This is a genomic window from Vibrio sp. B4-6 (assembly GCF_963888245.1).
GTDB lineage: Bacteria > Pseudomonadota > Gammaproteobacteria > Enterobacterales > Vibrionaceae > Vibrio > Vibrio anguillarum.
This window is the reverse complement of the sequence record NZ_CAWPIM010000003.1, coordinates 22,777-36,841: the sequence shown is the minus strand read 5'-3', so window position 1 is coordinate 36,841 and position 14,065 is coordinate 22,777. Positions and strand designations below refer to the sequence as shown.

Genomic DNA, 14,065 nt, shown 5'->3' with positions numbered 1-14,065 from the left:
ATGGCTCCCGTCTTTTACTCAGCGCCATTCGTCATTTGTTGTCGAACCGCTATTTAACCCATTAGGATCATCATCAAAAGGGTGTTGTGCCTTATACAGTAACACTTCCAACTGATGTTCTAACTGATTGACTGTCTCATAGTCACCTTCAGAACAGGCTACATAAATTTGTTGTTCTAGTGCTTCAATGCTGTCGCGTATGGTCATTTGGCACCTCTCATCTCACCCATTAAAGGTGACTTTTATCTGTTTTCAAATCTATTGTAGTCAAGTAAACCAGATTCGACAGGTTGATTTTTTCGATACCATGCATGAACTTTATCGCTGAACGGCCAAAACTTCGAAGAACTGCGGCGAATGGCGAACCTATCGAGCAACTTAACGTAGTCCTGCTCATTTTGCATTTTACTCAATAGCATCACCAATTCTGCGATCTCGTGTTCATGCAGTGACAAGTAAGCAGAAGGGTAACTGCCAATGACACCTCTCACTAGAGTCAAATCATCATTCGCTGGGTCACGGTTGCTTTGTTCATCAAATAGACTTGAAATATTGAGATGGGCGTTATTGTGTAACAAAGTAAACAGTTGATCCTCTCCGTTTTCAGCCGTGATCATCAACATCATAATTTGTGGCACAGCCAGCAACCCTTCGCCTTTGATCTTATTAATGCTATTTAACATCTGTTCACTGCGCTTTGAAAAACCAGTGTCAATTATCGAATAACGATTTGATAACACAGGTTGAAGCTCAGACTTCAAAAGATCAAACAACTCAGATTTTGGATCTTGCGTGTGGTAAACAATACTGGTCGGTTGATCAAAAGGGGCAACGTTACGTTGCAAAAAGTCACTGAGTTGAGTGCTTTGATTTTGATACCAACTTGACTGCTCTTGGTGCCTTATCTCTCTAGGCAGCAGAGAGACAAAATTACTTTCACCTTCAAGACGTAGAAAATCCATAAACATGCGAGTAATGAGCTGGTGGCCGAAATTGCCGTAAACATCAAAACCCGCCACCAGTAAATAATGGATTCTTTCTAGTAGGGCATAGTCTAAAACCCATGCTGTTTTGGGTTTTTCTCCCACCAAACCTTGCACTACCGATGCACTATCGAAATGCCTAAAAATAGTCAGTGCCGCATTCGGGTTATAGCCATCACCCATCCACAGTACATCCGTGGTTAAGTTCTCGCCATTTTTGAACCACTGATTAGTAAATTCAGACTTTGCTTTCAAATAACGTGCTTGTTGATGCGCATAACGGACCCAATGAGTAATAGGCAACGTGTTACTTTCCAACTCGCTTGGCAGTTTTAGATTCGCGGCTTGCGAGCGATAAAATTGATTCACTTCGGGTAAATCAGCTTTCTCTGGGTCTAGAAAGAACACCCAAAAATGGTCGTTAATAACATTCAGGGCTAGCTGGCCACGACACACTGGCCCTTTGATGAAAGCCATTATGGTGTTTTGAGCATTGTCTAACATAAATCGAAAGCGTGCTTTAACCGGAAGGGCATCAAATGCCGTCATCGGATTGGCGGCAACTTCAATATCATAGCTAGGCAAAACCGAGACTTGATAATTAGGCCGAATGAACCATGCCTGCCAATCATCTAGACGTTTTTTATTCAACGCATAGGGTAAATGAGTTTTATCTACGATACTGCCTTGCTCAGGGATCAAACGGTAGTAGACGCGTTCTACACCAGGATTATCGTAAGGACGCCTTGTCGCAATTCGGTTAACAGGCTCGCCCGGGGGCGTTGTCGAACGTATCAAAGTGAAAAATCTAGGCTGACCAGCAAGTTCAGAAAAATAAAGGTGAGAAAGAAAAAGATGCTCGTAGATATAACGAGCCATTAACTGATTCTTTGCTGTACCTTTATTTAAAAAGTTTTCGTATTGCGCAACCGATTTCTCCTGATCAGAAGTGAGCGGAATATGGCCATTCATGATTGCGCCATCTCTGAGCCACGTGAGTAGCGTATTGTATTCAAGAGGGCTAAGATTTGGCATGCCATAAGGCATTCCCCACGTTGGGTGATCTTGTTTGTACTGTCCGTACTCTTCAATTGTTGGACAAACTTGTTCGCGATCTATCGAAAAATCAAAACCTTTTAGCTGATCTTGTTCTGGTAACGGATGTTCCTCTTTTTGCATTAATAATTTCGCGACTAATCCTGCTTCTAGATTCGCGGTAGGCGTTTGAGATCTCTCGTTCAGCACAGGATGAAAACCAAAATCTCGCCACTGCTCTGTGTATTGTGCATCTTCAAACAAACGGGTAGGAGCCGACGCCGTCAGACGCGTACCATGATAAACCAACGCTTTACTGGCTCCACGATCAATCCCTTCAACTGAAGACATTTTTAGCTGGCAGGGCGCATCATAACAGGCGTGACAGACCACGCAGCGCTGATCGATGATGGGTTTAACATCATTTAAAAAGAAAGAGGCTTCTTTTGAATCTACTGGCGATTGTCTTGATTGAACGCTTGCTTCACCAAACAGTTGGTCATAGTTCAAGCCCGCATACATTGCACATCCTGAAAAAAACACGATGCTAAGAATAATAAGTCGATGAAAAGACATAACATGAGAAATTTAGGAATATTTGTCCCAATTAAAGCAAAGATTAACAAAATGCACCACAAAACGATGAAAATAGCATATTAGGGATGATAAATCGCCCGAGTGGAATAAACTCCACAACTGAACGCACAATGCTCAATTTAGGGTTATAAGACGAGTATACGGTAGACTCGCATTGGCTATACGCATTTAATAAACCCATTGAACCCGCTATAGTTAAACGAAGAAAATTTTGAGGAGTCAAAGGATGAAACTCTCGATATCAGGGAAGTTGCAATTAAGTTTTTTATTGCTGGTGGTGCTTCTTATCATTTCGACCTTTTTTACCTATCGCAGTATTACGCAAGTCGAAACTCACACCAATTCATTGCTGCAAACGGATCTGCCAACCGTGAATACTAGCCGAAATATTCAGCAGTCGATGCAAGAGGTTATTTCAACGTTACGCGCCTATTTATTGGTGGGTTCTCAAAGTGCAGTGGGTGCAACGCAACTGACAAAACTTGAAACTATTATTGGACAGATGGACAAAACGGTACCGGTGTTAGAAACGCTGATTCTCAGTGAGCAATACACCGCGATCATAAGCGAATGGGCAGCAATCAAAGCGCATATCCAAGGCATCGTATTACTGAGCCAAAGTGAGGATAATTTACCTGCCCACACATTATTCATTAACGAGGCCGCCCCCATAGCAGAAGTTGCCCTTGACCAGTTACAAGGGCTGATTAACGACGAGTCGACTAACAAAGAAGGAGGGGAGCGGAAACGTCTCTTTAAATTGTATGCTGACAGCTATAATTCGTTAGCTAATGCACTGGCATCGTTGCGAGATTTCTTACTGTATGCGAAGCCTGAACATCTCGAAAAATATCAAGACCTAATTAACTCTCACAACCAATCTGTTGCTGAAATTGTGGAAAAGTCCTCTTTGCTATCCGATGATGAACAGAGTCTGTGGTCATTATTTAATGAGATGCAGCAGCTTTATTTCCCACTCGCACAGCAGGTGATTGCAATACGCCAATCTGAGCAATGGAACGGCGTCAACCAAAAAATGGCCACACAACTTATGCCTGCCGTAGATAAAATGACTAACCGTCTTGAAGATGTTATCGCCACTCAACAATCAAAAGCAGAGCAAAGTGGTGAAAGGATGAGTCGTAGCATTAGTAATGTGATTAACGTGTTATTTATCATGATTGCCGTGACTGTTTCAGTTGCTGTTTTGCTTTCCAATTACTTAGGTAAGAATATCGGCCGCAGAGTGAGTCGAATCGGAAAGAGAGCCGAAATCATTGCGGCAGGAGATGTCTCTCAACCAGCACTTTTGTGTGAAGGTAGCGACGAGCTCTCTCAGCTTACCGCCGCGATAAACAATATGAACAACTCACTGCGAACGATCGTTCAGGGAGTCAGTACCAAAGCGCAACAGGTCAGTCAAAACATGGATGAGCTTCTGAACTATAACTCAAACACTCGGCAGCAAGTACAGCAGCAGCGAGCAAGTATTGAGCAGGTTACAGTACGTTTGAGCGATGTGGCGCAGTATTCTATGGCGACCGCAGAAAAAGCTGAACAATCTACGCAATCTCTTTTGTTATCACAAAATGAGCTCAAAGAGGGAGCCTCGGCGCTAGAACAAAATAGAAAAAGTATTGATAAGCTTGATCAAACCATACAAAAGGCAACGCAATTGGTGCTCGATCTTAGTCGAGAAAGCGAATCGATTGGGCGTGTGACCGAAGTAATAGAGGGATTAGCGGAACAAACTAACCTTCTGGCCTTAAATGCGGCGATTGAGGCCGCAAGAGCCGGAGAATATGGACGAGGCTTTGCTGTGGTAGCGGATGAAGTTAGGTTGCTGGCGACTCGAACCACTCAATCAACCACAGAAATTAACACTATTATAAACGCCATACAGTCAGCGACTGCGGCTGTGGTCAATGAAATTAACATGAGTCAGAACCTTGCCAATGAAGGTGCGGCGCAGACCATCCACGCCTTCAACAAAATGATGGACGTACAAGGAAAAATAACGGCCTTAGATAAGGAAATGCACCAGTTATCCTCGGCGGCCGATCTGCAACAACAATCAACACACCAAATGACTCAATTCATGCAAGAAGTTGTCAATTCGGTGGAAAGTGTGGCAAGTATTAGCCAAATCTCAAACCAAACGTCAGCGCAAGTAAAAGATAATGTCACTGTACTCAATCAAGAAATGGAAAAGTTCAAAATCTAAACGCAAGAGTAGATATTCAATTGAGTTAAAAACAACCAAAAGCACACAAATCTCAACCAATTGAATTTACTTTGTTTATTTACTGTTCGCTTGAACGGGTTTTGATAAAAAATGGGTTTTCTTTTTTGCTAACTGTGGCATAGTGAGAGCGTCAATTCGGTGCGCGGGCATCGTATAATGGCTATTACCTCAGCCTTCCAAGCTGATGATGCGGGTTCGATTCCCGCTGCCCGCTCCAATATTCTCGTATTTATCCAGTCTACTAGAAACAAAAAATCCACCCTAGAAAGAGTGGATTAGAGTCGTTCTTTTTAAAAATTTAAACGGGACTGACGCTCTCAGCTTGTGGCCCTTTTTGACCATCAGTGATCACAAAACTCACCTTTTGGCCATCGACTAAGTTGCGGCGCCCTTCACCTGTAATAGCGGAAAAATGTACAAATACATCTTTGCTGCCATTATCTGGGGTAATAAAGCCAAAACCTTTATCTTGGTTGAACCACTTTACAATTCCGTTTACTTTTTCACTCATAATCTTACTCTTGCTATGTTGTTTTGACGTTGCGAAACAGTTGCAACATGAATAACTTAACCAAAGTATTTTGCACAATCTAATGAAGTTTCTGTGAATGTGATGTACGCCTTGTTGAATATCAAATTTTGCGATTTCTATACCAAAATGTGATGCATTAAATCAAGGTAACTGTTCATACTTCAACTCTATTTCTGCCATTTTGTTTAGCTTTATAGAGCGCTTGATCCGCAATTTTTAACACTGCTTCAGGTTTTTCTGAGGCGTAGCTATCAGCAACGCCAATACTAACCGTAATAGAGACAAGATTTGATGGTGTTTTCTGCTCACGCTTCTTGGAACCGAGCTTATCGTCTTTTGGTCTGTCTTCTGCGTTCCTAATGACCATTTGGTACTGTTCAATATCTTTGCGAAGCAAATCTAAGTAGATTGCAGCTTGCTGTGCATTTTTTCCTTTAAATAGGATGGTAAACTCTTCACCACCGTAGCGATAAACACGTGCGTTTCCTTGAGTCAACAATAAACGGCTAGCAATCAACTTAAGCACATCATCGCCAGTGTCATGACCATAGTGATCATTGAACTGCTTAAAATGGTCTATATCTAGCATCGCTATCGCATATTTTTTGCCTAAGTATTTGATGTCAAGATCTAAGGCGTGGCGACCTGGGATACCCGTTAAGCGATCAATAAATGCCATTTTATGGCCCGCCGAAATTAGATATAAGATCAATAAAACCCCGGCTAGAGAGAAAAGTGTGCTTGAGATATAACTCACGTGGAAAAAAATAAAGGTGACGGAGGAAAGTAAAATACTGGCGTAAATGCTGGTGTCTAAGATCTGGTTTCGCGTGAGCACAAATATTGCGGAGACCCCAATTAATGCCAAGAGGTACATCACCAACAAAAATGGCAATTTCGATATTTTCGGTATAGTTACTAACAAAACTTGGCTAAAATTCTCAAATCCGCCATCACTGACGTACATCAAAGTAACAACGGCCCAAAACATTAACAGCAGCAAAATAGCGATGTATAAGCCATAAGTTTTACTCAATACAGTAGCATTACTTCCTAACGCATAAGGTACTAAACACAAAACGGGTAATAACAAACTTAATAACGAAAGCTCTAGCAAGGTTGTTCCCGTAGAAAGGGGCATCTGTAAGCGCCACTGGATGATTGCGTAGGCCACCATCATCGCTGTCGAGATCATAGCCAAACGCCCTTGCTTAAAAATGTGTCCTAATGCGATTGCTACCGTGAAAAGAATATAAGGCAGGTTACTAGCGAAGCCAATATTGGCGCTAGTGATCAGAATGACGTTTTCCATCCCCAACATAATGGCTATTAGCAACCCTATTGGGAATAAGAATCGAAACCAATGAGATGATACAAAACTTGTCGGCATTAATAATACAAATATGACCTTTGTGGCATTTAAAATTAAAATTGATAATAAGGCCCATAGCATACTTTTATTTAATAGATTGCCAAGCTTTTTGCTAGACTTACTAAATGAAAGCGAGCACTTGAACAAAGTTTAGACGACAACGCATCTAAAAGTTGTATAAAATCACCAAGGTACGTTAAGTTGTTACTGCTAAGTTCTATCTAAATATTTTGATTAGTACGAAGAGGAAGGAGTGTAAGGATGCAAATCAGTGTTGATGTACATAATTACATGGAAACACTTGTCGGACGCGTATTGGCTGAAGATAAGTATGTAAATCACTATGATAATGAGCAGCTTGCCGATCTTGCTTGCTTATCCCTTGCTCAATTGAGACCGATCTATATTCGATACGACATAGATTTTCTCTCTGCGCTACCTGAAGAAAAATTGGTCATACTTAAAGAGAATGCACAAGTTGCCGTTGAATCGGCGGAAAGCATGATCGTTAATGATCGACGTAGACACAGAGAAGATGATATTCCTATCATTCTAGGCCAATTGCGCTTTGACGATAACTTAGAACTAGAGTGGTTCGAGAAGCCGATTATTGAAACAAACAAGTCTTAAAGGAGTTCTTGTGGGATTTTTTTCTCGTTTATTTAATCAAGGGTCAGGCAATGACTCAAAAATGAAGCTTTTAGATCCCATTGAATATAAAGGTTTTTTAATTTACCAAGATGCAATGTCTGAATCAGGGCAATATCGTGTCGCTGGTAAAATTAGTAAAGATGTTAATGGTGAAATATGTACTCACCGTTTTATCCGCTCCGATGTCGTAGCTAGTAGAAGCGACGCTGATGAGCTTATGCTTAAAAAAGCAAAAATGCTCATCGATCAGATGGGCGAGAAAATCTTTTCCTAACATCGTCCAACTTGATAAAAATCATAATGAATATCCTCATTAGTCGATACCCTTATTCATTGAGTAAAATACATGGCTAATATCCTGTTTTTATAGAGCTTTGTGATAAGTGGTTCGACCTCTGCTTTGTTTGGATGTCGTTGTGTTTTTGTCTTTCACCTATGACAATCACTCATTACTTAACCTTATATGTAATAGCATTTTGTATTTTTATTACAAACTGCTTGCAGTTATGCTGGTGGTTAGATAAAAACAGAATAATCATTGTGCCAATAGTCAAGGAATAACTATGCAAATTGGTGTACCAAAAGAGACCCTTACGGGTGAAACACGGGTTGCAGCTTCACCGAGTTCGGTAGCGCAATTAATCAAACTAGGCTTCGACGTCTCCATTGAAACTCAAGCTGGGGTTTTAGCCAGTTTTGATGATGCGGCTTTTGAGGCGGCTGGTGCCACGATTGTTTCGACACAAGATGTTTGGAATTCAGACATTATCTTGAAGGTCAATGCGCCGATTGTTGATGAAAAACAATCGATTGATGAGGTTGCTTTGATCAAAGAAGAGGCAAGCCTAATCAGTTTTATCTGGCCTGCACAAAACCCAGAATTGATGGAACAGTTATCAAGTAAAAAAATCAACGTGCTGGCGATGGACTCAGTGCCGAGAATATCCAGAGCACAAGCTTTAGACGCTTTGTCATCAATGGCTAACATTGCTGGCTACCGCGCTGTTGTTGAAGCTGCACATGAATTTGGCCGCTTCTTTACAGGGCAAATTACCGCAGCGGGCAAAGTCCCGCCGGCAAAAGTACTGGTTGCCGGAGCTGGCGTTGCTGGCCTCGCTGCTATCGGTGCCGCAGGAAGTTTGGGGGCAATTGTACGAGCTTTTGATGTTCGCCCAGAAGTAAAAGAACAAGTTCAATCAATGGGTGCAGAGTTTTTGGAAGTCGATTTCCAAGAAACGGCTGGTTCAGGCGATGGTTACGCCAAAGAGATGTCTGATGACTTTAATAAAAAGGCCGCTGAACTGTATGCAGCGCAAGCTAAAGATGTCGACATCATTATCACGACGGCTTTGATCCCTGGACGTCCAGCCCCTAAGCTAATCACCAAAGAGATGGTCGACAGTATGAGCGCTGGTAGCGTGATCGTCGATCTTGCAGCTGCAAACGGAGGGAACTGTGAATACACGGTTGCCGATCAGGTGATTACAACCGCCAATGGTGTGAAAGTGGTCGGTTATACTGATATGGTTGGCCGCTTACCAACACAATCCTCTCAATTATATTCAACAAACATCGTTAACTTGCTGAAATTGTTATGCAAGGAAAAAGATGGATCCATCAACATTGACTTTGAAGACGTTGTTTTACGTGGTGTGACGGTCGTGAAAGAAGGCGAAATAACGTGGCCAGCACCACCGATCCAAGTCTCTGCGCAACCGCAAGTCAAGACCGCACCAACTAGACCTGACCCCAAAAAACAAGAACCCGTTTCTGCGACGAAAAAAATTACTGGCTTAGTTGCTGCCGTTGGCGCTTTTGCTTGGATCGCATCGGTCGCACCTGCGGCTTTCTTAAGCCATTTCACCGTTTTTGTTTTAGCGTGTGTTGTGGGTTACTACGTCGTTTGGAATGTTACTCATGCTTTACATACTCCTTTGATGTCCGTTACCAATGCAATTTCCGGCATTATTGTAGTCGGAGCTTTATTGCAGATAGGTCAAGGGAGTGGTGTGGTCACTTTCCTCGCGTTTATCGCTGTTTTAATTGCAAGCATTAACATCTTTGGTGGTTTTACAGTCACCAAACGTATGCTTGAAATGTTCCGTAAAGACTAAGGGAGTAATATATGTCTGCAGGATTAGTACAAGCCGCATATATTATTGCTGCTATCTTCTTCATCATGAGCCTTGCTGGATTATCAAAGCAGGAATCAGCAAGAGCTGGTAACTACTATGGTATAGCGGGTATGGCTATCGCACTCATCGCCACTATTTTTCGTCCAGATGCGCAGGGCTTAGCTTGGGTATTGCTGGCGATGGTAATTGGGGGCGGTATCGGTATTCATTATGCTAAAAAAGTAGAAATGACCGAAATGCCCGAACTTGTGGCTATTCTCCACAGTTTTGTGGGCATGGCTGCGGTATTAGTGGGTTATAACAGCTATATCGATGCGCCAATTGTACTCGATCACGCTGAACACGTGATTCATTTGGTTGAAGTGTTCATTGGGGTATTTATTGGTGCCGTCACCTTTACAGGATCTATCGTCGCCTTTGGTAAACTGCGTGGAATCATTTCGTCGTCGTCGCTCAATCTCCCCCATAAGCATAAGCTCAACCTCACGGCCATTGTTGTCTCCACATTATTAATGATTTACTTTGTTAATAATGGTGGCAACATGTTTGCATTGATTATTATGACTCTGATAGCGTTCGCGTTTGGCTACCATTTGGTGGCTTCGATTGGTGGTGCAGACATGCCCGTTGTGGTATCGATGCTTAACTCCTATTCAGGTTGGGCAGCGGCAGCGGCTGGCTTTATGTTAGCGAATGATTTGTTGATCGTAACCGGAGCACTGGTTGGTTCTTCAGGTGCCATTCTTTCTTACATTATGTGTAAAGCGATGAACCGCTCTTTTGTTAGTGTGATTGCCGGGGGCTTTGGCCAGAATGTGGCTATCAGCGCAGACGTTGAATACGGTGAACACCGTGAAATAAACGCTGAAGAAGTAGCCGAAATGCTGAAAAACTCTAAGTCAGTGATCATCACTCCAGGGTATGGCATGGCAGTGGCTCAAGCACAGTATCCTGTTCACGAAATCACGGAGAAGTTACGTGCACAAGGCATTAAAGTTCGCTTTGGTATTCATCCAGTAGCGGGACGTTTGCCTGGCCATATGAACGTACTGCTTGCTGAAGCAAAAGTGCCTTATGACATTGTGTTAGAAATGGACGAAATAAATGATGATTTTACTGAAACGGATACGGTTTTGGTGATCGGTGCAAATGACACAGTAAACCCAGCAGCATTAGAAGATCCGAACAGTCCGATCGCCGGAATGCCAGTGTTGGAAGTATGGAAAGCGCAAAATGTCATTGTATTCAAGCGTTCAATGAATACTGGCTACGCGGGTGTACAAAACCCTCTTTTCTTTAAAGATAATACCTACATGCTTTTTGGTGATGCAAAAGAGAGTGTAGACGCCATCTCAAAAGCGTTATAGCATCTACGATTAGGATAATAAAGAAGCCAGCATTTTGCTGGCTTCTTCTGTTTTTGAGCAATCATTATTGACATGGATATAACACGTACAATGTATTATTAGTTAATAATGTTATATAGTTTTTAATCTAAACCATTAATGAAAATAAAACTTGTTTAAAGCGATTAAGACCTACTTTTGGGCTATTTTAGTTCTAATACCTATTCAAACCTATGCCGATTCGTTGCCAGAACGCATCGACCTTTTTACGTCGCTTTTTGATTATAGTACCGCTGATGTAAGTTATGATATCCGTACTTTGCAGGTTGATTATCCAACTCGCTTATTGACTCCCGAATCAATGTTACCGCAAACTGCTGAATACCCTTTAAAAGATCTACAGTTGTTATACAAATTATCTCAAAGCTGTACAGGTAAGTTGCCGCTGAGCCCACTCATAACAGAGCCATTAGTCTTCACGAGAGCTATCTGTAAAGGATCCCCATTACCGTCGAAATGGTTTGCGAGAAGCGCTTTGATTCACCCAGGAGGTGGGACATATGCGGCTCGTTATGTGAAAAAATACCCTGAGAAATTTGTAGAGTTACAGCAATATATGCACATACGAGAGCGCACCAAAGCAAGTATGGATTCTTTGCTTGGCCGCATCCAAAACATGAATGAAGATACGATCTTAGCACTTATATCAGGTGCAACCATGTTTGTAGAGAACAACGATCTTTGGCTGAGAAAAGGGGATATTTATTACGTTTTTAACGAAGACGTATGGTTAGACAACGCGAGTAAAGCAGGACTCAGCTATAGCATGGCCTCGGAAAATTCGACCTGTTTTATTCAAAGAGGCAACATTTGTTGGAATGTTGAAGATCATTCCAACGTGTTACGGATAAGTATGGTAATTCTTGTCCTAGCTAACATAATACTTGTATTAGGCTGGTCCCTTTATCGTTGGAATTCAAAACGACAGGAAATGAAAAGTCGTATGTTGGTGCTGCAGATTCTTACTCACGAGCTCAGAACACCCATTGCAAGTCTATCGCTAACCGTTGAAGGATTTCGGCGCGAATTTGAAAGGTTACCATCAACTGTTTACGATGAGTTTAGACGACTATGCGAAGATTCCAGACGTTTACGGCAACTAGCCGAAGCCAGTAAGGATTATTTACAGTCAGAGAGCAGGCCGCTTGCAACAGACTGGGTACCTTCCGTTGAAGAATGGTTACAATACAAAGTGGAAGAAGAGTTTCGCGAAAGCATAGATCTTGTTATAAACAAAGATATTGCAGCTAAACTGAATGTTTATTGGCTTGGGACATGCATCGATAACTTAATTAGAAACGCAGTAAAATACGGTGTTGCTCCAGTTACGTTAGAGGTAACAACTAAACAAAATTCAATCACGATCAAAGTTACAGATCAAGGTCTGTTAAATCATCGAGATTGGAGAAATTTGCGTAAACCTTTCGTCAGCAAAAGTGGCTTAGGTTTAGGTTTGACTATTGTAGAATCAATGGTAGGTCGGATGGGTGGTAAGATGACACTCGCAGGACCGCCAACCACATTTATATTGGAGATCCCCTGTGAAACAGACATTGCTTCTCGTTGAAGATGATAAAAACCTTGCCGATGGCTTATTAGTAAGCCTTGAACAAGCAGGGTATGACTGTTTACATGCAGAAACTATTGCAGATGTTAAACAGCATTGGGACAGTGCAGACTTAGTCATCCTCGATCGCCAATTACCCGATGGCGATTCTGTTCAGCATTTGCCAGAATGGCGTAAAATAAAAGAGTTGCCAGTAATTCTTTTAACCGCACTTGTTACGGTCAAAGACAAAGTGGCTGGATTGGACGCGGGGGCAAATGATTACTTAACCAAGCCTTTTGCCGAGGCTGAATTATTTGCACGAATTCGAGCCCAGCTTCGTTCACCAGAATCAGAAGGGCAGGATGACACGAAAGTGGTTACACCCAATCTTGTTATTGATAAAGCCACAAGAGAAGTTTTTTTTAAAGAAGATTCAATTACCTTAACGCGTACTGAATTTGACTTACTCTTATTTTTAGCAAGCAATCTCGGGAGAGTGTTTACGCGTGACGAATTGCTTGATCATGTATGGGGTTATAACCACTTTCCAACGACAAGAACCGTAGATACCCACGTGTTGCAATTGCGCCAAAAACTTCCAGGCTTAGAGATTGAAACCTTGCGCGGTGTTGGATACAAGATGAAAGCGTGATGCAGAAATCTCGTTTACTATTGGTAGGCATAGCATTTGTGACTATTCCTACCAAAGCACAAAATGTTGAGTGGTTTGATCAAATCACACCGCTTACCCAAGCGCATCAGAATCTTTTAAATAATAATTTAGAAGCAATGTTTAACTCACTTGTCGAAGTGTGGCAGCTTGAACATAACAAAAACATTCAGAGCCATCTCAATGAATTATTATTACAATCATTAACCGTTGATTGCGGTAAAAGTTTAGACAAAAAACCACTCCCTGAATGGCTTAAATCAATCACCATTAATAGGCAAGAGATCCAGAGCCCAGGAAGAGATGCATTTCATGTTGATATAGAAGTGGACGCTGAGAAACCACTTGCTGATATTAGGCTGGCGCAGTGGGTCGATAAAAGTTTATCAACCGATAGTGTATTAACGACCACTTCGAGTGACAGCGTCACTGGAAAGACACATTACTTAAAGCGTTATAATCTCAATAGTAAAATTACAATGGGTTTATACCGTCTTGATATAACAGCCAAAGATCAGCAATCTTGGAGCGCATGGATTGTGCTTGGTGAACCCAAAGCAAAGCAAATTGTACGTTGGGCTTCGAAAGATCAATGGCAAATTGAAAAAAAAGCGCTACTCAATCCATATTGTCCTTTACCTGAACTCAATGTATCGCTGTATGATTATATCGATGGAAAATACTCTGAAATATGGAGTCAACGATACGAGTCTGAGTATCCTAATGAACTTGAAATCACTAATTTGGCTGCAGACCGTTATGTATTAGCGGTATCAATGACTCAACAGCGTTGGCAAGGGCCGATTATCATTGAGCAATCTCAAGTAATCAGTAAAACCTACGATGTTTCAGTAGATGAATAATTAAAGATAATAGACAATGTGCCGTTA

Annotated in this window: 12 protein-coding genes and 1 tRNA gene; 9 read left to right on the top strand and 4 right to left on the bottom strand. The window is 41.8% G+C overall.

Features of this window, described 5'->3' with window-relative positions; all coding sequences use genetic code 11:
- Window positions 1-18 precede the first annotated feature (18 nt).
- Window positions 19-207 carry a hypothetical protein gene (locus AACV20_RS00975; RefSeq protein WP_013867807.1) on the bottom strand — a complete coding sequence of 63 codons (189 nt, stop codon included), beginning with the start codon at window positions 205-207 and terminating at the stop codon, window positions 19-21.
- A gap of 35 nt (window positions 208-242) precedes the next feature.
- Window positions 243-2,594 (bottom strand): fatty acid cis/trans isomerase, encoded by a 2,352-nt coding sequence (locus tag AACV20_RS00970; RefSeq protein WP_170907801.1) that lies wholly within the window; start codon window positions 2,592-2,594, stop codon window positions 243-245.
- A 247-nt stretch (window positions 2,595-2,841) separates the two neighbouring features.
- On the opposite strand from AACV20_RS00970, the gene AACV20_RS00965 reads away from it, so the two are divergent.
- Together AACV20_RS00965 and AACV20_RS00960 are read left to right on the top strand one after the other, a co-directional pair.
- Window positions 2,842-4,839, top strand: coding sequence for a methyl-accepting chemotaxis protein (locus tag AACV20_RS00965; RefSeq protein WP_029189957.1), 1,998 nt, complete (start codon window positions 2,842-2,844; stop codon window positions 4,837-4,839).
- 163 nt (window positions 4,840-5,002) lie between these two features.
- Window positions 5,003-5,077, top strand: a tRNA-Gly gene (locus AACV20_RS00960).
- Window positions 5,078-5,158: 81 nt separating this feature from the next.
- Here AACV20_RS00960 and AACV20_RS00955 read toward each other — a convergent pair.
- Both AACV20_RS00955 and AACV20_RS00950 read right to left on the bottom strand, forming a co-directional pair.
- Window positions 5,159-5,371, bottom strand: a complete 213-nt coding sequence (locus tag AACV20_RS00955) for a cold-shock protein (protein ID WP_013867804.1) — start codon at window positions 5,369-5,371, stop codon at window positions 5,159-5,161.
- 175 nt (window positions 5,372-5,546) lie between these two features.
- On the bottom strand, window positions 5,547-6,911 hold the full coding sequence (locus AACV20_RS00950; protein ID WP_017046915.1) for a GGDEF domain-containing protein: 1,365 nt from the start codon (window positions 6,909-6,911) through the stop codon (window positions 5,547-5,549).
- A 114-nt stretch (window positions 6,912-7,025) separates the two neighbouring features.
- Between AACV20_RS00950 and AACV20_RS00945 the strand changes: the two genes are divergently transcribed.
- From AACV20_RS00945 to AACV20_RS00915, 7 genes are all read left to right on the top strand, one after another.
- Window positions 7,026-7,394: a late competence development ComFB family protein gene (locus tag AACV20_RS00945; protein WP_013867802.1), complete on the top strand. Its 369-nt coding sequence runs from the start codon at window positions 7,026-7,028 to the stop codon at window positions 7,392-7,394.
- 10 nt (window positions 7,395-7,404) lie between these two features.
- Window positions 7,405-7,689, top strand: coding sequence for an HlyU family transcriptional regulator (locus AACV20_RS00940; protein WP_026028968.1), 285 nt, complete (start codon window positions 7,405-7,407; stop codon window positions 7,687-7,689).
- A gap of 289 nt (window positions 7,690-7,978) precedes the next feature.
- Complete coding sequence (locus AACV20_RS00935; RefSeq protein WP_170907800.1) at window positions 7,979-9,529, top strand: Re/Si-specific NAD(P)(+) transhydrogenase subunit alpha; 1,551 nt, start codon at window positions 7,979-7,981, stop codon at window positions 9,527-9,529.
- Between the two features lie 11 nt (window positions 9,530-9,540).
- Window positions 9,541-10,917, top strand: a complete 1,377-nt coding sequence (gene pntB / locus AACV20_RS00930) for a Re/Si-specific NAD(P)(+) transhydrogenase subunit beta (protein ID WP_170907799.1) — start codon at window positions 9,541-9,543, stop codon at window positions 10,915-10,917.
- 151 nt (window positions 10,918-11,068) lie between these two features.
- Window positions 11,069-12,523, top strand: coding sequence for a sensor histidine kinase VxrA (vxrA, locus tag AACV20_RS00925; protein ID WP_170907798.1), 1,455 nt, complete (start codon window positions 11,069-11,071; stop codon window positions 12,521-12,523).
- A complete protein-coding gene (gene vxrB / locus AACV20_RS00920) occupies window positions 12,498-13,157 on the top strand; it encodes a response regulator transcription factor VxrB (RefSeq protein WP_013867797.1) in 660 nt (219 codons plus the stop codon). Before vxrA ends, vxrB begins: the two co-directional genes overlap by 26 nt.
- Entirely contained in the window at window positions 13,154-14,038 is an 885-nt protein-coding gene (locus tag AACV20_RS00915; RefSeq protein ID WP_013867796.1) for a DUF2861 family protein, read from the top strand. The genes vxrB and AACV20_RS00915 overlap by 4 nt, the downstream gene beginning before the upstream one ends.
- The last annotated feature ends 27 nt before the right edge of the window (window positions 14,039-14,065 follow it).